This is a genomic window from Pararhizobium capsulatum DSM 1112 (assembly GCF_030814475.1).
GTDB classification, from domain to species: domain Bacteria; phylum Pseudomonadota; class Alphaproteobacteria; order Rhizobiales; family Rhizobiaceae; genus Pararhizobium; species Pararhizobium capsulatum.
The window spans coordinates 1509105-1534806 of record NZ_JAUSVF010000001.1 but is presented as its reverse complement, the minus strand read 5'-3'; the positions used below and the strand labels follow the sequence as shown (position 1 = coordinate 1534806).

21 protein-coding genes are annotated in these 25702 nt (G+C 61.6%); 8 read left to right on the top strand and 13 right to left on the bottom strand.

Annotation, left to right across the window (positions count from 1 at the left end; all coding sequences use genetic code 11):
- Nucleotides 1-3: 3 nt before the first annotated feature.
- The 3 genes from QO002_RS07305 (at nucleotide 4) to QO002_RS07295 (ending at nucleotide 2395) form a co-directional block, all read left to right on the top strand.
- Entirely contained in the window at nucleotides 4-636 is a 633-nt protein-coding gene (locus QO002_RS07305; protein ID WP_307228156.1) for a 2-dehydro-3-deoxy-6-phosphogalactonate aldolase, read from the top strand.
- Nucleotides 637-639: 3 nt separating this feature from the next.
- Nucleotides 640-1524 carry an SMP-30/gluconolactonase/LRE family protein gene (locus QO002_RS07300; RefSeq protein WP_307228153.1) on the top strand — a complete coding sequence of 295 codons (885 nt, stop codon included), beginning with the start codon at nucleotides 640-642 and terminating at the stop codon, nucleotides 1522-1524.
- 238 nt (nucleotides 1525-1762) lie between these two features.
- Nucleotides 1763-2395 (top strand): PRC-barrel domain-containing protein, encoded by a 633-nt coding sequence (locus QO002_RS07295; protein WP_307228151.1) that lies wholly within the window; start codon nucleotides 1763-1765, stop codon nucleotides 2393-2395.
- Nucleotides 2396-2552: 157 nt separating this feature from the next.
- On the opposite strand, the gene QO002_RS07290 is transcribed toward QO002_RS07295, so the two are convergent.
- Nucleotides 2553-4601: an NADH:flavin oxidoreductase gene (locus QO002_RS07290; RefSeq protein WP_307228149.1), complete on the bottom strand. Its 2049-nt coding sequence runs from the start codon at nucleotides 4599-4601 to the stop codon at nucleotides 2553-2555.
- A 36-nt stretch (nucleotides 4602-4637) separates the two neighbouring features.
- Nucleotides 4638-6191: a trimethylamine methyltransferase family protein gene (locus QO002_RS07285; protein WP_307228147.1), complete on the bottom strand. Its 1554-nt coding sequence runs from the start codon at nucleotides 6189-6191 to the stop codon at nucleotides 4638-4640.
- Between the two features lie 90 nt (nucleotides 6192-6281).
- Between QO002_RS07285 and QO002_RS07280 the strand changes: the two genes are divergently transcribed.
- Nucleotides 6282-7247, top strand: a complete 966-nt coding sequence (locus tag QO002_RS07280) for a LysR substrate-binding domain-containing protein (protein WP_307228145.1) — start codon at nucleotides 6282-6284, stop codon at nucleotides 7245-7247.
- Here the strand turns inward: QO002_RS07280 and QO002_RS07275 are convergent.
- Both QO002_RS07275 and QO002_RS07270 read right to left on the bottom strand, forming a co-directional pair.
- Nucleotides 7214-8572: a putative bifunctional diguanylate cyclase/phosphodiesterase gene (locus QO002_RS07275; protein WP_307228142.1), complete on the bottom strand. Its 1359-nt coding sequence runs from the start codon at nucleotides 8570-8572 to the stop codon at nucleotides 7214-7216. The two genes, QO002_RS07280 and QO002_RS07275, sit on opposite strands and share 34 nt — an antisense overlap.
- Before the next feature lie 170 nt (nucleotides 8573-8742).
- The gene (locus QO002_RS07270; RefSeq protein ID WP_307228140.1) at nucleotides 8743-10467 is read right to left on the bottom strand and encodes a response regulator; all 1725 of its coding nucleotides are present in this window, start codon (nucleotides 10465-10467) and stop codon (nucleotides 8743-8745) included.
- Between the two features lie 295 nt (nucleotides 10468-10762).
- On the opposite strand from QO002_RS07270, the gene mutL reads away from it, so the two are divergent.
- Nucleotides 10763-12568: a DNA mismatch repair endonuclease MutL gene (gene mutL / locus QO002_RS07265; RefSeq protein WP_307228138.1), complete on the top strand. Its 1806-nt coding sequence runs from the start codon at nucleotides 10763-10765 to the stop codon at nucleotides 12566-12568.
- 125 nt (nucleotides 12569-12693) lie between these two features.
- Nucleotides 12694-12924, top strand: a complete 231-nt coding sequence (locus QO002_RS07260; RefSeq protein WP_307233214.1) for a DUF2093 domain-containing protein — start codon at nucleotides 12694-12696, stop codon at nucleotides 12922-12924.
- A gap of 37 nt (nucleotides 12925-12961) precedes the next feature.
- Here the strand turns inward: QO002_RS07260 and lpxK are convergent, their stop codons facing one another.
- The gene (lpxK, locus tag QO002_RS07255; RefSeq protein WP_307228136.1) at nucleotides 12962-13993 is read right to left on the bottom strand and encodes a tetraacyldisaccharide 4'-kinase; all 1032 of its coding nucleotides are present in this window, start codon (nucleotides 13991-13993) and stop codon (nucleotides 12962-12964) included.
- Nucleotides 13994-14330: 337 nt separating this feature from the next.
- Here lpxK and QO002_RS07250 point away from each other — a divergent pair, with 337 nt between their 5' ends.
- Nucleotides 14331-15428: a flagellin N-terminal helical domain-containing protein gene (locus tag QO002_RS07250; RefSeq protein ID WP_307228134.1), complete on the top strand. Its 1098-nt coding sequence runs from the start codon at nucleotides 14331-14333 to the stop codon at nucleotides 15426-15428.
- A 12-nt stretch (nucleotides 15429-15440) separates the two neighbouring features.
- Here the strand turns inward: QO002_RS07250 and QO002_RS07245 are convergent, their stop codons facing one another.
- The 5 genes from QO002_RS07245 to QO002_RS07225 all read right to left on the bottom strand — a co-directional run bounded on the left by QO002_RS07245 (nucleotide 15441) and on the right by QO002_RS07225 (nucleotide 20092).
- A complete protein-coding gene (locus tag QO002_RS07245) occupies nucleotides 15441-16148 on the bottom strand; it encodes an HAD family hydrolase (RefSeq protein WP_307228132.1) in 708 nt (235 codons plus the stop codon).
- Nucleotides 16149-16170: 22 nt separating this feature from the next.
- Nucleotides 16171-17484: a lipid IV(A) 3-deoxy-D-manno-octulosonic acid transferase gene (waaA, locus tag QO002_RS07240; RefSeq protein WP_307228130.1), complete on the bottom strand. Its 1314-nt coding sequence runs from the start codon at nucleotides 17482-17484 to the stop codon at nucleotides 16171-16173.
- A gap of 94 nt (nucleotides 17485-17578) precedes the next feature.
- Complete coding sequence (locus QO002_RS07235) at nucleotides 17579-17815, bottom strand: DUF4170 domain-containing protein (protein WP_307228128.1); 237 nt, start codon at nucleotides 17813-17815, stop codon at nucleotides 17579-17581.
- A gap of 64 nt (nucleotides 17816-17879) precedes the next feature.
- Nucleotides 17880-18695 (bottom strand): 3'(2'),5'-bisphosphate nucleotidase CysQ, encoded by an 816-nt coding sequence (locus tag QO002_RS07230; RefSeq protein ID WP_307228126.1) that lies wholly within the window; start codon nucleotides 18693-18695, stop codon nucleotides 17880-17882.
- Between the two features lie 50 nt (nucleotides 18696-18745).
- Entirely contained in the window at nucleotides 18746-20092 is a 1347-nt protein-coding gene (locus QO002_RS07225) for a TldD/PmbA family protein (RefSeq protein WP_307228124.1), read from the bottom strand.
- A gap of 169 nt (nucleotides 20093-20261) precedes the next feature.
- Between QO002_RS07225 and QO002_RS07220 the strand changes: the two genes are divergently transcribed.
- Nucleotides 20262-22112, top strand: a complete 1851-nt coding sequence (locus QO002_RS07220; protein ID WP_307228122.1) for a monovalent cation:proton antiporter-2 (CPA2) family protein — start codon at nucleotides 20262-20264, stop codon at nucleotides 22110-22112.
- A gap of 52 nt (nucleotides 22113-22164) precedes the next feature.
- On the opposite strand, the gene QO002_RS07215 is transcribed toward QO002_RS07220, so the two are convergent.
- Genes QO002_RS07215 through QO002_RS07205 form a run of 3 tightly spaced genes read right to left on the bottom strand, consistent with a single transcriptional unit; the run spans nucleotide 22165 to nucleotide 25633 of the window.
- Nucleotides 22165-23037 (bottom strand): patatin-like phospholipase family protein, encoded by an 873-nt coding sequence (locus QO002_RS07215; protein ID WP_307228120.1) that lies wholly within the window; start codon nucleotides 23035-23037, stop codon nucleotides 22165-22167.
- Between the two features lie 19 nt (nucleotides 23038-23056).
- Nucleotides 23057-23614: a 16S rRNA (guanine(966)-N(2))-methyltransferase RsmD gene (gene rsmD, locus QO002_RS07210; protein WP_307228118.1), complete on the bottom strand. Its 558-nt coding sequence runs from the start codon at nucleotides 23612-23614 to the stop codon at nucleotides 23057-23059.
- A 6-nt stretch (nucleotides 23615-23620) separates the two neighbouring features.
- Nucleotides 23621-25633, bottom strand: coding sequence for a pseudouridine synthase (locus QO002_RS07205; protein ID WP_307228115.1), 2013 nt, complete (start codon nucleotides 25631-25633; stop codon nucleotides 23621-23623).
- Nucleotides 25634-25702 lie beyond the last annotated feature (69 nt).

Sequence of the window (25702 nt, the reverse complement as noted above, 5' to 3'; positions counted from 1 at the left end):
TTCATGAGCCGCATTCCCTTCCCCAAAATGAAGTATCCGTTGATCGCCATCCTGCGCGGCCTCAAGCCGACCGAAACGGAGAGCGTCGTCGGCGCGCTGATCGAAGCGGGCTTCACCGCTATCGAAATCCCGCTCAACTCGCCCGATCCGTTCACCTCGATCGAGATCGCCGTGAAGATGGCGCCCGCCAACTGCCTGATCGGCGCGGGCACCGTGCTGACGACCGATCAGGTCGAACAGCTCGATACCGTTGGCGGCCGGCTGATGGTGAGCCCGAATGTCGAGCCCGGCGTCATCCGCCTCGCTGCGGAAAAAGGCATGGTGACCATGCCCGGCGTGTTCACCCCGACGGAGGCACTGGCTGCTGCGCGCGCTGGTGCGACCGGCCTCAAGTTCTTCCCGGCGAGCGTGCTCGGTCCGTCCGGCATTTCCGCAATCCGCGCGGTCCTTCCGCCGGAACTGGAAATCGCGGCCGTCGGCGGCGTGTCGGAAGCCAACTTCGGCGACTATGCCAAGATCGGCGTGAAGAGCTTCGGCCTCGGTTCCAGCCTCTACAAGGCCGGGATGGATGCCGCCGAAGTCGGCAAGCGCGCCAAGGCGACCATCGCCGCCTATGACAGCGTTTACGGAGCCTGACCCATGGTTGAGACCATCGCCTTTTCCGGCAGCATTTTCTGTGACGCAGCGCTTCAGCTCGGCGAAGGCCCGGCCTTCGACCCCGCGACCGGCATTGCCTGGTGGCACAACATCAAGGGCAAGGAACTGCACGAGCTTCACCTCGAAAGCGGAGCCAAGCGCGTCCACGCCATGCCGTTCCTGTCCAGCGTCATCGCCGTCATCGATCCCGAGCGCCAGCTGATCGTTTCCGACGACGGGCTTTTCGTCCGCGAGATCAAGAGTGGCACGCTGACCAAGTTTGGTGCGCTTGAGGACAAGCCGGGCAACCGCTCCAATGACGGCCGCGTGCACGTCTCCGGCAGCCTCTGGGTCGGCACCATGGGTCGCACCGCAGAAAAAGGCGCAGGCGCCATCTATCACGTTGCGGGAAGTACCGTGACGAAGCTCTATGATGGCGTCAGCATCCCCAACAGCATCTGCTTCTCGCCGGATGGAAAGACCGCCTATTTCGTCGATTCCATGGTCAACCGCATCATGCGCGTCGATCTCGATCCGGCGACAGGACTGCCAACTGGCGACGCCACGGTCTTCTCTGATCAAAGCGGTAATCCCGGGGATGTCGACGGCTCGGTCTGTGATGCCGACGGGCTGATCTGGAATGCCCGCTGGGGCCAGGGTGCTGTCGATGTCTACAGTCCTGATGGGACCTGGCTGAAGCGGTATGCCGTGCCCGCCAGCCAGTCGAGCTGCCCCGCCTTTATCGGCGCAAAGGCCGATCGGCTGATGGTAACCTCGGCCTGGGCGGACATGGATGATGAGGCCCGCGCGGCCGATCCGCATGCCGGCAAGACCTTCGATCTCGGCATCATCGTCAATGGCCGCTTCGAGCCAGCTTTCGTTCTCTGATTCCGGAGATATCATCGACGTATCTGCAAAAGCCGGGTTCGCCCGGCTTTTTTTGTTTTCAGCGGTGCAGTGGAATACAGCTCCCGATTGTCGAAATCGCAAAAAGTTCCATGAAAACCGTTGGATTTTTTTCGGAACCACTTCTGGAATTTGACGTTCTTAAGTCATCACCGGTGCGGCGGAACTGTCCCTCATCCACGCGCCCTGATCGACAAAGAGAACGAAAGGTAGGTTCACAATGACCAAGAAACTCGTAGCTTCCGTCGCCGCAGGTGCACTTCTTGCAGGCATCACCGCATTCGCCCCGGCGAGCTTTGCCCAGAGTGCGACGCAGCCTGCGACCCAGGCTCAGCCAATGGAAACCCCGATGACTGGCGAGCAGCCTGCAGTCGTGCCGGTTAAGCCTGCTGAGCAATCTGCAGATGCCGCCGCTCCGGCAGGCGGCGCCACCAGCTTCATTTCCGAACAGGGCGAAGACCAGATTGCTGCCAGCACCTATATCGGCCAGTCTGTCTATAATTCCAGTGATGAAAGCATCGGTGAAATCAACGATGTGATCTTCACCAAGGACGGTTCTGTCGAAGCAGCCGTGATCGGCGTTGGTGGCTTCCTGGGTATCGGTGAAAAGAACGTCGCCGTGCCGCTCGACACCATCAATGTCGCGACCGTTCCGGACTCCGACGACCTGAAGCTGACCACGCAGGAAACTGCCGAATCGCTGAAGGCTGCCCCGGAATTCAAGACCCGCTCGCAGCAGGTTGCCGAGCAGAACGCCAATACTCCGGTCGACACCTCGACTACGTCTTCCACGACGCCGATGGCGCCGGCAGGCGAAGTCAAGCCGGCTGATCCGGCTGCAACCAACAACTAAAGTGTTACGCCCTGGATTGAGAAACGGCGGTGCGAAAGCGCCGCCGTTTTCGTTTGCTAGAGGATGTCTGGTTCAGATTGAACCAGACATCCTCTAGATTCTTTTGTTTCCGTTTGTCTTTTCGGGAAAACCGGTTTCCATTTTTCCCGGACAAACTCTAGAACAACAATCCGTACCTCATCGGGTCGTAGATACCCGCATGGATGTTGCGGCTGGCGACGGCATCTCCGATCCGGATCAGATCGAAACCGCCTTGCGGATTTTTCGTCATGATCGGGTTCTGCTGGCGGATCAGCGCCTTGTAATCCACGGCGCCCATATTGCGGGAAAGCGGCTTGAGTTCCAGGTAGAGATCGGCCATCGGCATTGTGCCGTGCTCGACCACCACCTGTGCCACGCGCCGCTCCACCGTCGCCGTATCGGAATAATCCGAGCCGAGCGTGGCGATCAGACCGTTTCCATCGCGCCGTACCGATTTCAGCCGGGTGTTGATGGTGACGCGCACATTCTTTTCCGCGAATGCCTTGGCGTAGGGGACATGGTTCATGCCGCCGATTTCCGGCGCGAACATACGTTCCGGCGATACCACTTCCAGCTCGACGCCCGTATTGGCGATAAGCTCTGCGGCTGTCATGCCGGTATGGGCGCCATTGTCGTCATAAAGCAGCACCGGCCCTTCCGGCTTGATGGCACTGGCGATGATATCCCAGCTCGAAATGACCAGATCGTCGCCGGCATCGAGAACCGGGTTCTGGGCGATGCCGCCGGTGGCGACGATCACCAGATCGGGGTTGCAGTCCAGCACGTCGGAGGCTTCTGCAAAGACGTTGTAATGGATGGAAACGCCAAGCCGTTCCAGTTCCGCCAGCCTCCAGTCGACGATGCCGATCAGCTCCTTGCGCCGCGGATTGCGGGCGGCAAGCAAAATCTGCCCCCCGGCCTCTCCAGTCGCTTCCAGAACCTCCACCTGATGACCACGCTCCGCCAGCACGCGGGCGGCCTCCAGCCCTGCAGGACCTGCGCCGATAATCACGGCCTTGCGAACCGGTCCTGTCGTCTTCGAAATGACATGCGGAATGGTTGCTTCGCGGCCGGTTGCCGCATTGTGAATACAGAGCGCGCCGCCGCCTTCGTAGATGCGATCAAGACAGTAGGTGGCGCCGACGCATGGGCGGATCTGCGCTTCGCGGCCTTCCGCGATCTTCCTGACGATATGCGGATCGGCGATATGGGCACGGGTCATGCCGACCATGTCGAGCTTGCCCTCGGCTATCGCGTGGCGCGCGGTCGCGACATCGGCGATGCGGGCAGCGTGAAAGACGGGGAATTTCGTGGCGGCACGCACTTCGCCGGCAAAGTCCAGATGTGGCGATGTTGCCATGCCCTGTATCGGAATGACATTGGTCAGATGCGCGTCGTGATCGATATGGCCACGAATGATGTTGAGGAAATCGACATTGCCGCCAGCCACGAGCTTGCGGGCGATTTCAATGCCCTCCTCCCTGGACAGGCCGATATCCCACTGCTCATCGGCGACCATGCGCATGCCGACGATGAAATCCGGTCCCGTCGCCTTGCGGATCGCTTCGAGAACCATGTTGGAAAAACGCATGCGATTGTCGAGCGAGCCGCCATATTCATCATCGCGATGATTGGTGGCGGGCGACCAGAAGCCGTCCATCAGGTGGCCATAGGCTTCGATCTCGATACCGTCGAGGCCTGCCGCCTGCATGCGCTGGGCTGCGGCCGCATAGTCACCGATGATGCGCTCGATGTCCCAATCCTCGATCTCCTTCGGGAAGGAGCGATGGGCAGCCTCGCGTACCGGCGATGCGCTCAACACCGGCAGCCAGTCGCCCTTGTTCCAGCCGGTGCGGCGGCCGAGATGGGTGAGCTGGATCATGACGGCGCAGTCATGCTCATGACAGTCGTCGGCGATCTTCTTCAGCCACGGCACGATCTCGTCGGAATAGGCACAGAGATTGCCGAACGCGGGCGGCGAATCCTCCGAGACGATGGCAGAGCCCGCCGTCATCGTCAGCGCCATGCCGCCCTTGGCTTTTTCGACATGGTAGAGACGGTAGCGGTCCTTCGGCATGCCGTCTTCGGAATAGGCCGGCTCATGGGAGGTCGACATGATCCGGTTTTTGAGCGTCAGGTGTTTCAGCTGGTAGGGCTGGAGCAGCGGGTCTTTCGAGATGGTCATTCTGGTCCCTGGGAGGAATGTCGGCGGGGGAGAAAATCAGTACCAGGCATCCGCCATGCCGGTCTTGCGTCGGTTCATATAGTCGAGCAACGCCTCGTCGATGGCCATGTCCAGGGGCGGCGCTTCGTATTCGGCGAGCGTCTTTTTCCAGAGCCTGTTGGCGCGGGTGGCCATATCGGTCGAACCGCCCTCGTCACTCCATTTCTCGAAAGGCTCGTTGTCAGACAGGGACGAATCCCAGAAGGCGGTCTGGTAGTTGCGCATCGTGTGATCACAGCCGAGGAAATGGCTGCCGGGGCCGACCTGGAGGAAGGCATCCATGGCGAGCGTGTTGTCATCGACGACGACCCCGGCGAGATAGGAATGCAGCGCGCCGCAGAAATCGATGTCCATCATGAATTTCTCATAGGACATGGCGAGCAGGCCATCGAGGAAACCGGCGGAATGCAGGATGAAGTTCGCACCGCAATGCACGGCAGACAGCATCGACATGACGCCTTCCTGCATCGCCTGCCCGTCTGGCAGCTTGGAATTGGAGAAATTGCCGGCACAGCGCAGCGGCAGCTTCAGCCGGCGGGCAAGCTGGCCGATGACCATGGAGCCGATTGCCGGCTCCGGCGTGCCGAAAGTGGGCGAGCCCGAGCGCAGCGACATCGAGGAAAGGAAATTGCCGAAGATCACCGGCGCGCCCTTGCGCTCCAGCTGCGTCAGGGCACAGCCGGCCAGCGTCTCGGCATAGGATTGCGCGATCGCACCGGCATTGGTGACCGGCCCCATGGCGCCGCCGAGGATGAAGGGGACGATGACGGCTGCCTGGTTCGCCCGCGCATAGGCGCGCAGGGACTTCGTCATCGTGCCATCCCACACCAGTGGGGAATTGACGTTGACGTTGCCGAGGATGACGCAGTTCTGATCGACGAAGTCCTTGCCGAAGACGATGCGCGCCATGGCGATCGAATCTTCCGCCCGATCCTCGGCCGTGATCGAGCCCATGAAGGCGCGGTCGGAATATTTGATATGGCTGTAGACCATATCGAGATGCCGCTTGTTGACCGGAATATCCACCGGCTCGCAGATCGTACCGCCGGAATGGTGCAGCCAGGGGCTCGATTGCGCCAGCTTGATGAAGTTGCGGAAATCCTCCAGCGTGCCGTAGCGACGGCCCTTGTCGAGGTCCATGACGAAGGGCGAGCCATAGGCCGGCGAGAACACCACGTTCCTGCCGCCGATCTCGACATTATGGGCCGGGTTGCGTGCATGCTGGGTAAACTGCGCCGGCGCCGACGAGACGACCTCGTTGAGCATGCCGGGCTCGAAACGCACCAGCACGCCATCGACCTTGGCACCGGCCTTTTTCCAGAGGTCGAGGGCCGCCGGGTCGTCGCGGAACTCGATGCCGACTTCGGAGAGGATGCGCTCGGCAACCTTCTCGATCTTCACGAGGTTTTCTTCGCCGAGGATGTCGTAGGTCGGGATGTTTCTCGCGATATAGGGGACGCCGGGGTTGCGGACACCGCTATTGCCCCGCGGCGGGCGGGCGCCGCGGGTGCGGCGTTGCGGTGCTGCTTCCGTTGCTTCAAGCGTATCCATGACCGTTCTCCCCTCGTTTGAGCTGATGCTAACGGGGAAAAAGCGCGCTGTAACGCTGGAAAAATTTGCGGCATCATATAACCTAAACTTATGGAAACCTTTCGCCGCCTACTACCCTCCGCCTCCAGCCTTGTCGTTTTCGAAGCGGCTGGCCGGCATCAGAATTTTACCCGCGCCGCCCAGGAACTCGGCATGACGCAGGCGGCCGTTTCCTATGCCGTGCGCAGCCTGGAGGAGCAGCTGGGCGTTCCGCTGTTTCACCGCGTTCACCGCGCCGTGCACCTCACGGAAGCCGGCGAGAAATTTCATACGGACGTTTCGCTGGGCCTCTCGCGCATCCAGAAATCGGCGGAAGATATCCGCGCCAAGAAGCGGGAGACCAATGTCACGCTCGCCGCCTCCACCGCCTTTGCGTCGATGTGGATGCTGCCGCGGCTTGCCCAACTGAGAGCCGACCTGCCGGAAATCGACCTGCGCATCCAGACAAGCGTGCGCGACCTCGATCTCGACGAGGAACCTATACCGCTCGGCGTTCGGGGCGGCGAGCCCGCAAACTGGCCGCAATACCATGCGGCGCTGCTCGCTCCGGAGGTGATCGTACCCGTCACCTCCCCGTCCTTCATCGAGGCCAATGGCTTCCCGTCTACTCCCACGGATCTCCTGCAACATCGGCTGATCCCTCTGGAAGAGCCGGTACGCCAGGCCTGCGACTGGCCGGAATGGTTTGAAAGTGCCGGCATATCCTACCCGCCGCAATCACGGCGGCTGGCGATCAACGACTATGTGCTCGTCGTGCAGGCGGTTCTGGCCGGAGAGGGTGTTGCTCTCGGGTGGCAGCACCTGATCGAGCGCCAGATGCGCTCAGGGGCACTGGTCCCGGTTGGAGGGCATGTCCTGGAAACCGGCCTTGCCTTCTATGTGGTGTGGCCGCGCTCGCGCGACCTCAACCATCAGGCGCGCAGAGTGAGAGACTGGCTGCTGGAGGAAGGACGAAAGGAAAGGGAGGAAAGTGCTGCAGCGCTTCAGACCGCGATGGCGGCTGGTATGCCCGGCTGATATTTTTCCGCGAGATATCGCATTGTCGTGATGGCGTCGGCGGGCTTGCCATAGAAATAGCCTTGCCCCATGCCGCAGCCGAGTGCCTTCAGCTTCAGGGCTTCCGGGAAATGCTCGATGCCTTCGGCGACCACTTCGAGATGAAGGCCGTCGCACATCGCGACAATGGCCTTGACGATATGCTCGCAGGCGCGATCCGTTGAAATTTGCGAGACGAAGGCGCGATCGACCTTGACCTTGTCGAAGGAGAATTCACGCAGGCGGCCGAGGCTCGATTGGCCGGTGCCGAAATCGTCCAGCGACACGCGAACGCCTGCAAGGCGCAGCTCGGCAATGATCTTCTTGGCGATATCCGCGTCCATCATGACGGCAGTTTCGGTGATCTCAAGCTCCAACCGGCGCGGGTCGAGCCCGGCGCGTGCGATAATACTCAGCACATTGGCGCTGGTATTAGGATCCGTCAGCTGGGCGGAAGACAGGTTGAACGAGAGAAACAGCTCCTTCGGCCAGGACAGCGCCGCCTCTGCCGCCTTGTGCAGCAACGTTTCCGACAGAGAATCGATAAAGCCGCGCTCCTCGGCAAGCGGCACGAACGCGGCGGGCGAGACGTACCCCAGATCGGGATCACACCAACGTGCGAGAGCTTCGAAGCCAACCACCATGTCGGTCTTCAAATCGACGATCGGCTGGAAGTGCACATCCACCTCGTCGGCGATGATGGCGTTGCGCAGCGCCTGCTCCAGCTGCGTCGAGCGCTTCATTTCCTGGGCAATTTCCTGGGAATAGACGGTCACCTGTCCACGACCGCGGCGTTTCGAGCGATAGAGTGCCGTGTCGGCGCTCTTCAGGAGATCCTCGAATTCGTTGCCGGCAAAAGGGTATATCGCAAAACCGAAGGACGCGGACAGGCGCACATTGCGCTCGCCAAGATCGAAGGGAGCCGACAGCACTTCCTTCAGCATCTGCCCCATTTTCTCGGCCGTCTTGCGCTCAAACACCAGCGGAAGAATGAAGGCGAACTCGTCGCCGCTTGCGCGGATGACGCTTGCCCCATCGGGAACGCAGGCAACAAGGCGGTTTGCCACCTGCCGCAGAATGGCATCGCCTGCCGCAGGGCCAAAGAGATCATTGATCGGCTTGAAACCATCGAGATTGGCAAGACCGATCGTGAAGGGGGCGGGATCGGATGCGCGATCGTCCGCAAGCTGGCGGACCTTGTCGCGCAAGTCATAGGCATTGCCGAGGCCTGTCAGTGGATCGACATAGGCCATCGCAAGCAGATCATTCTGACTGACGTGCTGAGACGACGCTTCAGCAGACTTCATAAACACATTCCTGGCCTTGGTTCACACCAACCTCGCTGGCAAGACCATGGCCACCGAGGGTTAAGATTTAGGAAGCAAACGATACCCCAGTTCCAGCATGAGCATCCCTAAGCTTAATGGGTTGACAGACGATCCCCCTTTGCGCCAACCGCAGGGGCAGACAGTCCGGCTCAGGCGGTCAACTGCTCCTGCTTGCTCTGGCTTGCGACGTATTTCCGGTAGACCGCCTCGATCATGTCCGGGCTGATCGGCTTGGTGATATGATCATCCATGCCGGCAGCACGGCTTCGCTCGACATCGAGATCGATCGCAGGTGTCGTGACGGCGATGATCGGCGTCCTGGTGGAGCCTCCACCCTCAGCCGCGCGAATGGCAAGCGCTGCGTCGAAACCATTCATGACAGGCATCGCGACATCCATCAGCACAAGGTTCGGCCGATGCTGCTGCCACAGCCGCACGGCCTCCTCGCCGTTTGCGGCGATGCGGTAGCTGATGCCGAGTCCTTCGAGAATCTGGGCGAAGACGAATTGGTTGATCTCGTTGTCTTCGGCGACGATGACATCGACCTCGGCGACGTGGATTGCCTGCTCGCCCGGTTCGGACACGATGATATCCCAATCGGCCGGCAAGCCATGGGCTTCGACCTGCGGCGCCTCTACGTTTGCGAGAAGCGCTGTGATGTCCGCATGGAGTTCGGCAGTTCTCCAGTCGCGTCCGACAAGCAGGAAGGGCGATGCATTCCAGGCGGAAAGGATCGCGCGTATTTCGGTGCTGGCGGCATCGACGAGGAGAATGTCGATGGCCACGGAGGACGCTGAGGCAATCTCGCCAAAGGCCATCAGCTCATCAAGGCTCGTGACTGCGCAGGCATCGAAGCCCCATTTCCGCAGCTGCGGCACAAGCGATTGCTCGAATACCTCGGCATGGCTCATGACGAGCGCACGCCGGGTCACCGGCAAAGCCGGCTCAATGATGGAGACCGCTTCCCTCAGATGCTGGACATCGATGGAGCGGAACGGGTCGTAGCAATTCTGCGCCGGTTCGAAGGCGTCAAAGTCCTTGATGCGCAAGGGTTCGTTGATGTCGATCTCGCGGCCCGCCACCAGATCGGTCACATCGCTCATGCATGTGACCAGCATATGCTTGCCGGCCTCCCCGATGCGGAACTTGCGCGTCAGGACCCAGATGTCTTCGCCGTCATTGCGCACGATCTGCTCGGCGAGCGAGAACATCTCGCCGGTTTCCAGCACATGCCGATCGGATATCTCGAATTTCTCTGCAAGTTCCGGATCGACCAGGTCCCAGGCGGAACGACCAAGAATGGCTTCGGGCAGGATGCCGTGTATGGTGCAGAACGCCTTGTTGACGCCGACATAGGTCAAGCCGCGGTCCTTGACGAAAATCGGATTGGGCAGATCGTCGAGGATGTTTTCGGTAACGCCAACACGGTCCATGTCGATCTGGAGCTGCTCTTCGCGCTTCTTCTGCTCGGAAATGTCGGTGAAGGACACGACGCCCATGCCGGTCGGCAGCCGGCGCATGCGCACGCTGACCCAGCGCTGCTGGCCCAGCCGCTGCACCGTTTCGTATCGTTCGCGCCAATGATGGGAAATCCGCTCTGCGATCCAATCGTCGCGGTTGACGCGCCGACGGCTCTTTTCCGGAGAGGTTCCGCCCCTCAAGCCGACATCGAAAACGGCGCCCAGGAAATCGCGCAGTCGCGTGCCGGGTGCGATGAATTCGGGAGCAATGGCAAAGAGCTGCAAGATCGGACGGCTCGCGAAGACGAACTCGTCGTTCTTGTCACAGACCAGAATGGCCAGGCCAAGAGCGTCCAAAGTCGCCTCGAGCGTCACTCCATGGATGTCTGCGCCGGACGACGCCACATCAGTCATTGCATAGTCCTCATTTCACCTTGACGGCTTCTTTTCGGGGACATGCTGACGAAGACGCCTCACAGGCATCGCCGAGGGAACTCAACTCCAGCGCGGCCAGCGACGCGATGGTTTCCAAAGGACAAAACCCGTGCTCATTCAGGTTCTTCGGCAAAAATCGCAGCTTTATATTAAGGCCTGATTAAAGACCTCTCCGCCGTTTCGGGAATGCACGTCTTGCGGGGTCCATCAGATCTCGTGGGGATGTTCGCATCGCGGCCCTTTCCACACGGCACAGAATCCCCGACAATGGGCCATGCCGATCAAACAGCTTTCCGAAACTCTCATCAACCAGATCGCCGCCGGCGAAGTCATCGAGCGTCCCGCCAGTGCCGCCAAGGAGCTGATAGAGAACGCGCTCGACGCCGGTGCGACGCGAATCGAGATCGCCACTGCAGGCGGCGGCAAGACGCTGCTGCGCGTGAGCGACAACGGCAGCGGCATGAGTGCCGGTGATCTGGAACTCGCCGTCCGGCGCCATTGCACCTCGAAACTCGATACGGGCTTGAGCGATATCCGCACGCTCGGCTTTCGCGGTGAAGCCTTGCCCTCGATCGGGTCGGTCGCCAAACTCACGATCTCCAGCCGGCAGGCCGGCGCCGACCGGGGCGCGCAAATCGCCATCACCGGCGGCAAGGTCGAGCCCGTCAAGCCGGCCGCTGCCAATACCGGCACCGTCGTCGAGGTGCGCGATCTTTTCTTTGCAACACCCGTACGGCTGAAATTCATGAAGTCGGAGCGGGCGGAAGTTTCCGCCATTTCGGACGTTGTTCGCCGCATGGCGATTGCCTTTCCGCAGGTTCGCTTCGTCCTGTCAGGATCGGACCGCACAACGCTCGAATTCGCAGCCACGGGGAGCGACCGGCTGGCACGCATCGCGCAGGTGCTGGGCCGCGATTTTCGCGACAATTCGATAGAGATCGATGCCGAGCGCGAAGACGTGCACCTGTCAGGTTTCGCCGGTGTGCCGACCTTCAATCGCGGCAATTCCCTGCAGCAATATGCTTTCGTCAATGGCCGGCCCGTACAGGACAAGCTGATCTGGTCGGCCCTGCGCGCCGCCTATGCCGAAACCATTCCGCAGGGCCGTTATCCGGTTGCGGTCCTCTCCCTGACGATCGATCCTGAATTGGTCGATGTCAATGTGCACCCGGCAAAGTCCGACGTGCGGTTTCGCGATCCCGGGCTGGTGCGCGGCCTGATCATCGGCGCCATCCGCCAGGGACTGGCCGAAAATGGCGACCGGGCCTCGACGACGGGTGCGAGTGGCCTCATGCGCGCCTTCCGCCCCGAGCAACCGCGGCCAGCCACCAACTGGAACGCCAACACCTCTCCCTATCGTCCCGCCAATTTCGAAGGGTCTGCCGCCTTCGCCTTCGCCGAGGCACCGCAGGCCGGCTTTCAGGAAATGGCCGCACCGTCGGCGCGTATGCAGGTCTTCGAACCGGCTCCCACCCAAAGCGAAGCTGCCGTCGAGCAGACCCACCCTCTGGGCGCGGCGCGGGCACAGATTCACGAGAACTACATCGTTGCGCAGACCGCCGATGGGCTTGTGATCGTCGATCAGCATGCGGCCCATGAGCGATTGGTGTTCGAGGCCCTGCGGAAAGGCCTGAACGCCAGACCGATACCCGCGCAGGCTTTGCTCATTCCGGAGATCATCGACCTGCCGGAAGACGATTGCGATCGCCTGATGGGCCATGCGGAGGAGTTTTTCCGGTTGGGGCTTGGCATCGAACGCTTCGGCCCCGGCGCCATCGCCGTTCGCGAGACCCCGGCGATGCTGGGAGAGGTGGATGCCGTTAGCCTTGTGCGCCAGCTGGCGGACGAGCTTGCCGAATGGGATACGGCCTCGGGGCTTGCAAGCCGCCTCGATTATCTCGCCGCCACCATGGCCTGCCACGGCTCGGTGCGGTCCGGCCGAAGGATGCGGCCCGAAGAGATGAATGCGCTTCTGCGGCAGATGGAGCAAACGCCCGGCTCCGGCCAGTGCAATCACGGCCGGCCGACCTATATCGAGCTCAAGCTCAGCGACATCGAACGTCTGTTCGGACGCAGCTGAAACACGTAAATGCGCTGGAAATCCTCGTTCGGCCGCGCTACAGCAGACGCACAGGAAGCAGACGCCCCGGCACCCGGCCGCGTGGCCGCTGACGTCAGGTCAACAGGATGCGAGGGCGACGGATGATGAACCGGTCGGAAGGAAACGGCAGCAGGGAAGCGAAGATCCGCTATCTCGATGGTGATTTCCAGATCGTACTGCCGGGCTCGTTCGTCACCTGCGCGATGACGGGCAAGGCCATCCCCGTCGATGAACTTCGCTACTGGAGCGTTGCCCGCCAGGAACCCTATATTGATGCCCAAGCCGCCTTCGATGCCGAAAAGCGCGCGGGCGCCCTTCCCGGCCAGAAGAGCTGAACTGATTTTTGCAAGCAGGCAGGGCTGCCGCCCTGGCCTATCCCTTGCGCAGCAGCCGCGTGCGTGCCGCCCTGACCGCAGCATCAATGATCTTGGCCGGAGACGTGGGATCGTCGAAACGAATTTCGACCTCGATCACCGCTGTCTTTTCGGCAAGTTCGCCGGCTCGGCCGTGCTCCTGCCCGAGCCGCACCTTGTCCTTTGCCGTAGTGACCAGCCGATAGCCCCTGCCTTCGGCGTGATCGATAAGATCGGCAATCTCGTCCTCCGAGAAATGATGGTGATCGGGGAAACTGCGGGTCTCGCCGATTTCCGCGCCGGTTTCGCGCACGGTGCGGAAGAACTTTTCCGGATCGGCAATGCCCGCCCAGGCAAGCACCGGCCTGCCGTCCGCTGCCGGATGGCCAATCGGCACAACATTCGCCTCGTAGATCGCCTTTCCTGCCCGGGCTGCGCTGCGGATCAGAGCATCGGCACGGTCACCGTCACCGATCTTCAACAACGCTGATGCGTGACGCAACTGCTGGCCCAGCGGTGCTCTCACCGGACCTGCGGGGACGAGATGGCCATTGCCGATACCACGGCGGCTATCGATGACCAGCAGCGAATAGTCAAAGTGCAGCCGGGCACTCTGGAAGCCATCGTCCATGATAATGAGATCAGCACCTTCGGCGACCAGCCGCCGGGCGCCTTCGACCCGCCTGCGGCAGATCACCGTCAGCGCCTCGCGCGCCAGAAGCAGCGGCTCGTCGCCAACATCCCGCGCGCGGTGATGAGCGGGTTCAACAACGGTGGTGACATCGAGCGTGCCGCCATAGCCGCGCGACAGGAACCCCGGCTTCAGCCCCCTGGCTTTGGCCGCGCGGGCAAGCGCAATCGCAGTCGGTGTCTTGCCCGCACCGCCAACAGTAAAGTTTCCAACGCAGATGACCGGCACCGGCATGGCTGCCCGCCGCGCGCGATCCATGCGCATCCCGGCAATACGCCCGTAGATCCATGCAACCGGAGAAAGAGCATACGCACGCCAATCCGCCTTGGTCCACCAGAACGGTGGTGCTTCAGAAACCATCGGCGATCAGTCCCTTCCCTCATGAATAAGCATCCCGTCCGTCGGACCTATTTTTTCGACAGACTTGCCCGACTAGCATAAAAAAATTGCGTCAGGCCTGAAAAAAAATCAACTAAGTAAAGCTGAGCCCAGGGGCCTCTGAGCGACACAAAAGGCCATATCGCCTCAGAATGCAAGGGTTTGGGGCGACCTTGATAGGCCCATTAGCAACCCGTCAAACAACAGTTTCGACCCACGTCAAGCAATACAATTATACCGAGTTTTAACCACTGTCGGCGACATTCGATTAACCACACTTGGTAACCTCCGTTTTTGTTTTTTTGTAGCGGACTTTGTAATGACTGACATGAGTTTCAACGCCGCGGCAACGGCCGCACTGGCGATCCTGCGCCACAACGACACCACTGCTGCAAAGCAGCAGGATATGGTCACGACCGGGTTGCGTATCTCGGAGGCGGCGGACAACGCCGCCTACTGGTCGATCGCCACCGACATGCGCAACACCAACAAGGCGACATCAACGGTCATCGATGCGCTGGAGCTCGGCGCAGCCCTCGTCGATGTCGGCTATCAGGCCATGGAAAACGTGGTCGACATCACTTCCGAGATCAAGGACAAGCTGGTGTTGATGAAAGACCAGAGTGTCGACCGCTACAAGGTCAGCGCCGAGGTCTACGAACTGCAGAAGCAGTTTCTGTCGGTGACCGAATCCGCCTCCTTCAATGGCCGTAACCTGCTTGCACCAGGAAAGCTGAACTACACCGAGAAGTCCTATGTCGATGCCAATGGCGTGACGCTGAACTATATCGAGATGGGTCCGCCGGATACCAATCTTGTCTTTGGCGGGATCGTGTCGAACTACACCAAGGGCAAGATCGGCCTGATTAACGTCTACGACTATATGAACCTCAACGTCTTCGGCCAGGCCAACTACAAGAACGAGAATGGTGGCCTGACGCTGATGGACGGACTTGCGGATGTACCGGATGTCAATGGTCTCAGCGGCGGCGTTACCAACGCGGATCCTTCAAAGACGACAGCATGGCTGCCGGCGTTCAACGGTCACACCGCCGTGTCCTTCAACCATGCCGGCCACACGGACGACACGTTCAGTGCCGCGCACATGGGCGAAGTGCCGGATGACCTTGTCGGCTATGCGACCGACCTGCTCATCAGCCGATATGACGAGATCGAACAGAAGCTGACGGACCGGGCCGCGACGATCGGCTCGCTCAGCATGCGCATCGAGATCCAGACGGACTTCAACCGCACCCTTTCCGACACGATCACCAAGGGTGTAGGCCGCCTCGTCGATGCCGACATGAACACCGCATCGATGAAGCTGAAGGCAGTGCAGGCGCAGGTGCAGCTGGCCGTGCAGGCTCTCAACATCGCCAATAATTCGCCGTCGCTGCTGATGCAGTTGTTTCGGTAGGTGATACGGAGCTTACCGCAAAACGCTTTCAAGCTCCGTGATATCATTGAGGCAGTAATCCGAGGCCTCGGCCAGGGAGGCCGGCGAACCGGTTCCGGTCAACACCGCGACCGTCATGCCGGCACCGGCGCTGCGTCCCATATGCAGGTCGTGGTTGTTGTCTCCGACAACGGCGACCTGATGCGGTGCAAGGCCGGTCGCGGCGCAGAAACCGAAGACCATTCCCGGCTGCGGCTTGGTGCCGAAACCGCTGTCGTAACCGGCGACATAGTGCAGATAGTTTTCAAAGCCGAAGCGCTTGGCCGTTTCCCGGATAGACCTCTCGTTGTCGCTGGAGGCAACGCCCAATCGGTAGCCCTTTGCATGAAGGTCGGCGAAAAAGGCTCCGAGATCGGTGACCGGCACGGCATAATCGGCTGAATTGGCAAACAGACCATCAAGCTTGATGGTCAGGCCTTCGACCGTATAGGGGGCGCCGGCGGCGACCATGCCGGTTGCGATCTCCACCGTATTGCCGGCAGCAAGCAGGCTATCGGGCAGCACGTGGCCGGTTTCGGGGTCCATACCGCAGGCGCGCAGCAGCGTCCTGGAAAGCTCTTCATCGCCATTGGCGGCGATGCGCGCAACCTCGTAGTTCACAGGGACCCAGCTACGGACATAGTCGAGCAGTGTCCCGTCCTTGTCGAAGAGAATGCCCGAAATCACCTTGTCGGTCGTCATCTGTACCAGCCGAAAATAGGCTTCAGGCATCCCTGCGCGGCTGAAGCCGGGCCTTAACCGTCAGCGGATTGATATAGGGCTCAAGCCCGCGCACCGTTGCCGAAAGTGCGCCGCGCATTTCATGCACGGTTTCCAGCCCGGCATCGATCATCTTGCGACGCATCTCGTCGTTGACGAGCAGATAGTTGACCCCCTTGGCCAGCATCTCGACATCCCGGATGATCTTGGCGCTGCCGTTCTTGGCGAGCATCTGGTAGGTGTCACGGAAATTCTGGACATTGCCACCGGACAGGATGGCGCAGCCGAGCATGGCAGGCTCCAGCGGGTTCTGGCCGCCTTCCGCAAACAGCGACCGGCCGACGAAGGCAACTTCTGTCAGGCGAAGATAGAGGCCCATCTCGCCGATCGTATCGCCAAGGAAGATGTCGGTATCGGCCGTCAACGGATCGTTGCGGGTGCGGCGGGCAACCGTCAGCCCCTTGGAAACCAGCATCGCCTCGATCTGATCGCTGCGCTCGGGATGGCGCGGAACGATGATCGTCAGGAGGCCGGTGCGTTCCTTGAGAGCACGGTGGACGATGCCGGCGGCAGCTTCCTCGCCCTCGAACGTCGAGATCGCTGCCCAGGTCTTGCGCCCGCCGATCTGCGCCTGATAGCGCCGCAGCGCTTCGGCATCATGGGGCGGGGCATCGGTATCAACCTTGAGATTGCCGGAAACCATGACAGGCAGGGCGCCAAGCGTGCGAAACCGATCCGCGTCGAGATCGGACTGGGCTATGACCAGGGCAAGGTTTTCGAACAGGGCATCGGCCAGCCACAGCCGCTTCTTCCAACGGGCAAAGGTGCGGTCCGAAAGCCGGCCGTTGACGAGCACCTGCGGGATGTGGCGCTCCCCCAGCTCCATGATCGTCATCGGCCAGATCTCCGACTCCGCGATGATTGCGAGATCCGGTTCCCAGTAATCGAGGAAACGGCTGACGGCGGGCTTGAAATCCAGCGGCACGTATTGATGGATGATGCCTGGATCGAGACGTTCAACGGCCACGCGAGCCGATGTCGTCGTGCCGGTCGTCAGGATGATCGAGACGCCTCTGCGCGAGACTTCCTTGATCAACGGGATCACGGCATTGGTTTCACCAACGCTTGCAGCATGAAACCAGACGAGCGGCCCCTGCGGACGCGGGGCGCTGGCATAGCCATAGCGCTCCTGCCGGCGCTTCGGATCTTCCTTGCCCTTTGCAGCACGCAGAGCAAGATAGGACCAGACGAACGGGTACATCGCGGTGCCAAGCCAGCGATAGCCCGACAGAGCGACTTTCGCGAGCAAACCGCTCATTGAACAGCCACCGTCTTACGCGACAAGCATCCGCCAACCGGCAGCTGGCGAACACAATTGGCCGGCAATGCCATCAACCCGCGCCTCAAGCCCATCAGGCCTGTTCCGGATCCAGAAGCTTGTGCATGTGAACGATGAAGTAACGCATATGGGCGTTATCGACAGTCTGCTGCGCCTTGGATTTCCAGGCGGTCAGGGCCGTCTCATAGTTGGGATAGATACCGACGATGTCGAGCTTTTCGAGATCGCGAAAGTGCAGGCCGGTCAACGAGGTCAACTCACCGCCGAATACGAGATGAAGCAACTGCTTCTTATTGCTATCCTGAGCCATCTTTGTCGTCCGTTCTTTTACACGTATTTTTTGGGGGGTGGTTTGCGGCATTCAAGCCGAAAGGTCAATGGCTCTCCAGACCCTGAGCAGCCGCAATCAACGCCGAAAGGGCGGCATTTTCGGCAGCGCACATGACCCCGTGCGTCACATCAGGCCTGTTATAGACGATCGTCTGGCCTTGCAGGTCGCAAAGCGAGCCGCCTGCCCTCCGTAGGATCAGGTCTGCGGCGGCAATATCCCAGTCATGGGAGTTTTTCTTGACGACGGTACCGTCGATCGTGCCGTCCGCGATCATCGCGATCCGATAGGCAAGCGAGGGCACATGCGGGACGCGGGAAATGCCGGTGCGGTAACCGCTTTCCAGAACCGGGATGACATCCTCCGCAAGCGCGATACGGCGGATCACACCTTCGTGGCCGGGCGAAGCGGTGATGACCATGCCGTTCTTGCGGGCAACCGACGTCAGCGACGCTTCGAAAAGCTCGTCGAGCGCCGGTGCATAGAGCACACCTGCCACTGGCCGTCCGCCGTGGACCACGGCAACGCTGACACACCAGACATTCTTGCCGGCAATGAAGGCCCGCGTGCCGTCGATTGGGTCAACCACGAACACGGTCTCGCAGCCAAGGCGCGCCTCGTCGTCATCGGTTTCCTCCGAAAGCCAGCCGTAGTTCGGCCGTGCGGCAAGCAGCTTTTCCTTGAGGATGTCGTTGGCGGCGAAATCCGCCTCACTCACCGGTGAACGACCGCCGTTCTTCCACTGAACGTCGGGATTCTGCCGGAAATAGGTGAGCGCCTTTTCCCCCGCAGCCTTGGCGGCGGTCACGATCAGATCTAGGTCCCTCAGCCATTGTTCCGGCGACGGGTGGACGGCGTTCATGCGCTTGTCTTTCCAGTTGAGGCGACGTGAGAACCCCGCCGCCTGACCGCTTACGTTCCAGCGAGCGTCATGCCCTCGATGGCAAGGGTCGGCGCCGCAACGCCGAACTTGCGGTCGATATCGTTTGCCGGCGTTACCGCCATGAACATCTGCTTGAGATTGGAGGCGATCGTCACCTCCGAGACCGGGAATGTGATCTCGCCATTCTCGATCCAGAAGCCGGACGCGCCACGGCTGTATTCCCCGGTCAGCATGTTGACGCCCTGGCCGATCAGCTCGGTGACATAGAAGCCGGTGCCGACGGAGCGGATCAAATCCTCGGGCGAGATATCTCCAGGCTCGAGCGCAAAGTTGGTGGAACCGGGATTGACTGCCGGGCCACCGCGCACGCCGCGTCCGTTGGTTTCCAACCCCAGTTCCCGCGCCGTCGAGGTCGACAGGAACCAGTGCTTCAGCACCCCATCCTCGATCATCGAAAGCTTTTGGCCCGTAATGCCTTCGCCGTCGAAGGGGCGCGACGAGGAACCACGAACGATCAGCGGATCATCGGTAATCGTGAGACCTGCCTTCATCACCGGCTCGCCCATCTTGTCGCGCAGGAAGCTTGTCTTGCGCGCAACCGAGGCACCGTTGATTGCGCCGGCGATATGCCCGACGAAACCACGCGCCATGCGCGGATCGAAGACCACGGTGAGGTTCTGCTGGGTCGGCATCTGGCGGGGAGAAATTCTGGCCACGGCCCGCTCGCCCGCAGTGCGGCCAATGTCATCAGCGGATTTCAGGTCGGCGAAATAGAGACGGCTGTCGAAATCATAGTCGCGTTCCATCCTGGTGCCTTCACCAGCAATGGCGCTGACGGAGCGGCCGAAGCGCGTTCCCATATAGGCACCGGAAAAGCCGCGCGAGGTGACGAGAACCATGCCACCCATGCCGGAGGATGCGCCGGCTCCGCTGGAATTGGTGACGCCCGCAACGGCGAGAGCTGCGGCTTCCGCAGCAAGGGCAGCCTCGGTCAATGCCTCGGTCGAGACGTCGGTCGGGTCGAAAAGTTCGAGATCGGGATAGGATTTCGCAAGGCGCTCGTCATCCGCCATGCTGGCAAAGGGATCTTCCGGCGAAGCCTTGGCCATGGCGACGGCACGCTCGGCCAGCACCTTAAGGTCGAAACCGGGATTGGCCGAAACGCTGGCGACGCGGCGCCCGACAAAGACGCGAAGGGAAAAATCATCGCTCTCCGAGGATTCCGTTGCCTCGACCTTGCCGAGCCGGACGGACACGGAGCGGGAACGCCCCCGGACGACAACGGCATCGGCCTCATCCGCCCCTGCCTTTTTCGCGAGCTCGACAAGCTCGGACGCCCGCTTCAGGAGAACGTCGGAATCGATAACATCGGACATGATTTAGCCTTTCATTCCTGTCCCATTTATTGTGCAGTGGCCTCAGCATCAAGGGCATTCGATGATTCTTGTGTGATGCGCCCCGGAGAACCCGCCGTAGAGGGCTGCTACCCGACAATCGATGACGAAACGAAGCGGCCAGCTGGACCGATCGAGAGAGAAAACAGGCATGACGACGACGCCCGCGCTTACCTCCCAGGCCCTGCTGCTGCTCGGCGGCGCTGTTTTTGCCGCACCGATTTTCAGGAAACTGGGGCTTGGAACCGTGCTCGGCTATCTCGCAGCCGGCGTGATCATCGGCCCGCTGCTGCATCAGATCAGCGATGGCGAGCAGATCCTCGGCTTTGCCGAACTGGGTGTCGTCTTTCTTCTGTTCGTCATCGGGCTGGAGCTCAATCCCTCGCGCCTGTGGCAGATGCGCAAGGATATTTTCGGGCTCGGCACCGCCCAGGTGATCCTTACCGGCGCGATCCTGACGCCTATCATCTTCTGGTTCGGGCTTCTGGACTGGTCCGGCAGCGTCATCACCGGCTTCGGCCTTGCGCTGTCATCAACGGCCTTCGCGCTGCAGATCCTCGACGAGAAGAACGATACCAACACACGCTATGGGCAACGGGCCTTCTCTGTGCTGCTGCTGCAGGATCTGGCAATCGTGCCACTGCTGGCGCTCATTCCGCTTTTGGCGCTGCAGGCACCGGAAGACACGACACCGCCGCTTGAGGATTTCGGCGTCGCCATCGGGGCGATCCTGGCCATGGTGATCGCCGGTCGTTACCTGCTCAATCCGATTTTCCAGGTGCTTGCCCGCACGGGCGCGCGCGAGGTGATGATCGCGGCCGCCCTGCTCATCGTGCTCGGCGCCGCGTCCATGATGCAGCTCGCCGGGCTTTCCATGGCCATGGGCTCGTTCCTTGCCGGCGTGCTTCTGGCAGAATCGTCCTATCGCCACGAGCTGGAGGCTGACATCGAGCCTTTCCGCGGCATCCTGCTCGCGCTCTTTTTCATGGCGGTCGGTCTCTCGCTGAGGATCGACGTGATCTACGATCACTACTGGCTGATCCTGATTGCGGTACCGTTGCTGGTGCTGATCAAGGCGTCGGTGATCTACGCGCTTTGCCGGCTGACCGGCTCCAGCCACAATGATGCAATCCGTATCGGCCTGCTTCTGCCGCAAGGGGGCGAGTTCGGTTTCGTCCTGTTTTCGGCGGCAGCATTTGCCGGCGTCTTTTCCACCGACACCTCGTCGCTGCTGACCGTCATCGTCACTGTTTCAATGGCGCTGACGCCAGCCGTGTCCGCGCTCACCCGTTTCCTCGTGGTTGAACAGGAGGAAGCGACGGAGGAACTGGAAGAGGATTTTGCCGGCGCAGGTGCGGACGTGCTGATGATCGGTTTCTCACGCTTCGGTCAGATCGCCTCGCAGATCCTGCTTGCCGGCGGCCGCGAGGTGACGATCATCGACCATTCCGCCGCCCGCGTACGTCAGGCGGCGGGCTTCGGCTTTCGCATCTATTTCGGCGATGGCACCCGGCTCGACGTCTTGAGGGCGGCCGGCATCGAGAAGGCAAAGATCGTTGCGATCTGCACCCACAACACGGAAACAACAGACAGGATCGTCGATCTCCTGCAGGCCGAATATCCCAATGCGAAACTTTACGTCCGCTCCTACGACCGGGTTCACACGCTGTCGCTGCGGGCTCGAAATGTCGATTACGAGCTGCGCGAAACCTTCGAATCCGGTCTTGTCTTCGGGCGGGAGACGCTGGAGGGACTTGGTGTCGGCGGCGATATGGCCCAGGCGATCACCGACGACATCCGCCGCCGCGACGAGGCGCGGCTTGCCGTACAGGCCACCCAGGGACTTTCGGCCGGCCGCGACATGCTGCATCACGAACCCGTCAAACCCGAACCTCTGATCAAGCCGAAACGGGAAACCGTCACACCCGCCAATGACGATGACGACAGGATTTTGCCCGAGCAGGCAAGGGCACTGGCACAGTCGTTGGGCAAGACGGAGTAGCGGTTTGGCCACGATCTCTCTTCTCCCCGTGAGGGAAGAGAGCAAGCCATTTCTACCGGCTCTTAAGACGAGCCTCGATTGCGGCTTCCAGCGCACGCTTGAGATCATCCCGCACGCCGGCCGTCGCAGTCAGAACCTCTTCCGCCCGCAGAAAATCCAGGACCCGGAAACGATTGACCTCCGGACGCAGGAAGATATCAGGCGGATGCGCCCTGAGCTTCATGGCGATGATCGACTGCATCATCAGCTGACCGGAGCCGAACAGACTGTCGATCCGGCTGGGCAGCGTCTTGCCATCCCCCTCCGGGCCGCCGACGACATCGACGCCGATGACTATATCGGCCTTGCCATGCAGGTGATCGAAGGGCACGGGATTATAGACGCCGCCATCGATCATCACACGGCCATCGATCTTCACCGGGCGAAAGAGAGCCGGAATGGCGGCGGATGCAGCGATCGCCTGCCGCAAGTCGCCACGTGCGCAGACATGTTCGCTCTGGCCGTAATAGTCCGTCGCCATGATTTTCAGCGGAATGGCGAGATCGGCGAAATCGCGCGGAATGGCATCCGGAAGAAAGGCATCGAGTACGCGTTCGAGGTTGAAGCGACCGAGTCCCAAGCCACCCTTTACAGCCTCGACAAAGCTGGCAGGCCGCAGCCGCCAGAGCCTGTTCATCAGCTCGCCGCGGCGGCTGATCGCCGTCAAGGTATGGCTGCGGATGTCGGTGCCGCGCATGCCGGCCGCCATGGCAGCGCCCATGATGGCGCCGATGGAGGAGCCCGCAATCATTTTTGGCCTCAGCCCGAGTTCATCCAGCACTTCGATGACGTGGATATGGGCGATGCCCCGGGCACCGCCGCCGCCAAGGGCAAGCGCGATGCTGGGAGATGAAGGGGCGTGTTCGCTTTTTGACTGCTGATCCATCCCGCCCCTCGCCGCTGCTTCAAGAGCCGTAACGATAGAAGTGCATGCGCGTATCACCGAACTGGCGATCTTCCAGAAAACGGAAACCGTCCTGGAGCCCCGGCTGCACGTCGGTGCGCTCCTCAAGAATGGCAAGCGCGCCAGGCACCAGCCAGCTCCCGGCGGCAGCGGAAGCCAAAGCTTTCTCGCCCAGCCCCTTGCCATAGGGCGGATCTGCGAAAAGCAAATGGAACGGTTCGGTGGTTCCGACAAAGCCGAGATCGCAGGCATCGCGGCGAAAGACTTTCGCGCGTCCCTGCAGGCCGAAGGTTTCTATATTGGTGCGCAACAGCCCCCTGCCTTCGACGCCCTGCTCCACGAACAGTGCCTGACGGCAACCACGTGACAGGGCCTCGAGCCCCACCGCGCCGGTGCCGGCAAACAGGTCGATGACGCGCGTGTCATCCAGCGCCTCGGGATAGGTATGGCTCAGGATATTGAACAGGCTTTCGCGCGTCCGGTCGGTCGTCGGCCGGATGTCGTTGGATTTGGGCGCGGCCAATGCGCGCCCACGAAATTCACCGCCGACGATGCGCACGACCGATCAGTTCCCGCGACCGCGCGGCTTGCCACCGCCGGCAGGCTTGCCGCTACCGGAGGGTCGACCCGAAGGCTTTCCACCAGCCGGACGGCCGCCGGGTTTACCGCCGCGCGGACCACCGGATTTAGCACCGAAAGGCTTGCCGGCAGGTCGGGCACCCGCAGGCTTGTCGCCTCCGAAGCTCTTTCCGCCAAAGCTTTTGCCCCGCGGACGATCACCTTCCGGCCGATCGCCGAAGTCTCTCGGCTTGCGGTCGCCACCCTCACGGAACGGCCTGCCGCCAGCAGGCTTGTCACCAAACGGCTTGCGCGGACGCTCTCCGTCCGGGCGATCTCCACGGGCGCGATCCGAAAAGCCGCCTGCACCTTCGCGGCGCGGCGGGCGATCACCGAAATCACGGGGCTTGCGGTCGTCACCGCCGAAGCCGCGCTTGCGGTCACCGCCATCGCGACGATCGTCACGCTGCGGAGCTTCCTCGCCACGGATCCAGTCGTTGTCGTCTTCCGCGCGCTTGACGACGACGCGTGGGCCGCTGTCGGGCCGATCCATGCTGGAGGGCCGCTTGCGATCCGGATCAAACTTGCGACCCGACTTCACCAGCTGTCCTTCGTTGTTACGGCCGTAGCGCTTCGACTTCGGCGCGCCTTCCGGGCGTTCGCGGCGCAGCGGCGTATCGGCTGCAGCGGCTTCGGTGCCCTTCGGTTTCTTTTCGGCAACGGGGCGAGCGCCCGGCGCCATCCAGACGTTGGTCTTGCGGGCACGGTGAGCCGGTTCGCGCTTCGGCCGATCTGCAAAGGATGGAGCTTCGTCACGACCGCCCTTGCGATCCGGACGGCCACCGCCACGTTCATCACGGCGCGTGTCGAGGCGCGACAGCGCGCGTTCGCGTTTGTCGGACGGCTTCTCACGGAACCCTCCGCGGTCCTCGCCTCCCCATGCGGGACGCTCAGTCTTCTTCGGCTTCTCTTCCTCTTCCGGCGCGGCATCGAAGATAGGCGCTTCAAAATTGGCCTTGGCGTCTTCGATCAGGCGCGGCCCCAGCTGGTCGCGCAGCGTGCGGCCGCGGATTTCCTGGGCGTGGCCTTCCGCCAGTTCACCGAGCTGGAACGGACCGTAGGAAATGCGGATCAGGCGATTGACCTCGAGGCCGAGCGCGCCGAGCACGTTCTTGATCTCGCGGTTCTTGCCTTCGCGAAGACCCATGGTGATCCAGACGTTGGAACCCTGAACCTTGTCGAGCGTCGCTTCGATGCTGCCATAGAGCACGCCGTCGACGGCGATGCCGTCCTTCAGCTTGTCGAGGCCAGCCTGGTCGATCTCGCCGTGGGCGCGCACGCGGTAGCGGCGCAGCCAGCCGGTGGCGGGCAGTTCGAGCACGCGGGCGAGACCGCCGTCATTGGTCAGCAGCAGCAGGCCTTCGGTGTTGATGTCGAGGCGGCCGATGGAGAGAACGCGCGGCAGGTCTTCCGGCAGGCGGTCGAACACGGTGGCACGGCCTTCCGGATCGGAATTCGTGGTCACCAGCCCGGCCGGCTTGTGATAGAGCCAGAGGCGTGTACGCTCGATACCGCGGATCGGCTGCCCGTCGACTTCGATCTTATCCGCCAGCGTCACGTTTACAACAGGCGAATCCAGCACCTTGCCGTTGAGCGAAACACGACCTTCCATGATCATGCGCTCGATATCGCGGCGTGACGCGACGCCGACGCGGGCAAGGATCTTGGAAATGCGCTGCGGCTCATCGGGCGCTGCCGAAGCTGTTTCGGCAGCCGCCGGCCGTGGTCGACGCGGCCTGTCTGCGTCTGCTTCCGGCTTCGGCGAGCGGGGTGCGGATTTTGCGCCCACGGGCTTGCCGCCGCGCGGCTTATCGCCGAAGGGCTTTGCGCCATAGGGTTTGTCAGCCCTGTCGGCCTTGTCGCCATAGGGCTTGTCGCTCCGAGGCTTGCCTGCGGAGAATTTGCTCGCCTGGCCGGCGCGCTTGGCTCCGGGGCGTTCGGACTTGTCTTTGGGTGTCATTTGTGTTGCCTGCCTTTTGAGGCTGTCCTATCAGGTCGGGGGCCAAGGGTTAAGAGAAAATATCACGGG

Excerpts from the sequence above, each read along its gene's own strand:
- QO002_RS07285 (WP_307228147.1), bottom strand. The coding sequence starts at position 6,191 with ATGGATACGCTTGAAGCAACGGAAGCAGCACCGCAACGCCGCACCCGC.
- QO002_RS07225 (WP_307228124.1), bottom strand. The coding sequence starts at position 20,092 with ATGTCCGATGTTATCGATTCCGACGTTCTCCTGAAGCGGGCGTCCGAG.
- QO002_RS07305 (WP_307228156.1), top strand. The coding sequence starts at position 4 with ATGAGCCGCATTCCCTTCCCCAAAATGAAGTATCCGTTGATCGCCATC.
- QO002_RS07300 (WP_307228153.1), top strand. The coding sequence starts at position 640 with ATGGTTGAGACCATCGCCTTTTCCGGCAGCATTTTCTGTGACGCAGCG.
- QO002_RS07295 (WP_307228151.1), top strand. The coding sequence starts at position 1,763 with ATGACCAAGAAACTCGTAGCTTCCGTCGCCGCAGGTGCACTTCTTGCA.
- QO002_RS07230 (WP_307228126.1), bottom strand. The coding sequence starts at position 18,695 with ATGAACGCCGTCCACCCGTCGCCGGAACAATGGCTGAGGGACCTAGAT.
- lpxK (WP_307228136.1), bottom strand. The coding sequence starts at position 13,993 with ATGGTTTCTGAAGCACCACCGTTCTGGTGGACCAAGGCGGATTGGCGT.
- QO002_RS07250 (WP_307228134.1), top strand. The coding sequence starts at position 14,331 with ATGACTGACATGAGTTTCAACGCCGCGGCAACGGCCGCACTGGCGATC.
- mutL (WP_307228138.1), top strand. The coding sequence starts at position 10,763 with ATGCCGATCAAACAGCTTTCCGAAACTCTCATCAACCAGATCGCCGCC.
- QO002_RS07245 (WP_307228132.1), bottom strand. The coding sequence starts at position 16,148 with ATGACGACCGACAAGGTGATTTCGGGCATTCTCTTCGACAAGGACGGG.
- QO002_RS07280 (WP_307228145.1), top strand. The coding sequence starts at position 6,282 with ATGGAAACCTTTCGCCGCCTACTACCCTCCGCCTCCAGCCTTGTCGTT.
- QO002_RS07290 (WP_307228149.1), bottom strand. The coding sequence starts at position 4,601 with ATGACCATCTCGAAAGACCCGCTGCTCCAGCCCTACCAGCTGAAACAC.
- QO002_RS07235 (WP_307228128.1), bottom strand. The coding sequence starts at position 17,815 with ATGGCTCAGGATAGCAATAAGAAGCAGTTGCTTCATCTCGTATTCGGC.
- waaA (WP_307228130.1), bottom strand. The coding sequence starts at position 17,484 with ATGAGCGGTTTGCTCGCGAAAGTCGCTCTGTCGGGCTATCGCTGGCTT.
- QO002_RS07215 (WP_307228120.1), bottom strand. The coding sequence starts at position 23,037 with ATGGATCAGCAGTCAAAAAGCGAACACGCCCCTTCATCTCCCAGCATC.
- QO002_RS07275 (WP_307228142.1), bottom strand. The coding sequence starts at position 8,572 with ATGAAGTCTGCTGAAGCGTCGTCTCAGCACGTCAGTCAGAATGATCTG.
- QO002_RS07270 (WP_307228140.1), bottom strand. The coding sequence starts at position 10,467 with ATGACTGATGTGGCGTCGTCCGGCGCAGACATCCATGGAGTGACGCTC.
- QO002_RS07205 (WP_307228115.1), bottom strand. The coding sequence starts at position 25,633 with ATGACACCCAAAGACAAGTCCGAACGCCCCGGAGCCAAGCGCGCCGGC.
- QO002_RS07260 (WP_307233214.1), top strand. The coding sequence starts at position 12,694 with ATGAACCGGTCGGAAGGAAACGGCAGCAGGGAAGCGAAGATCCGCTAT.
- QO002_RS07220 (WP_307228122.1), top strand. The coding sequence starts at position 20,262 with ATGACGACGACGCCCGCGCTTACCTCCCAGGCCCTGCTGCTGCTCGGC.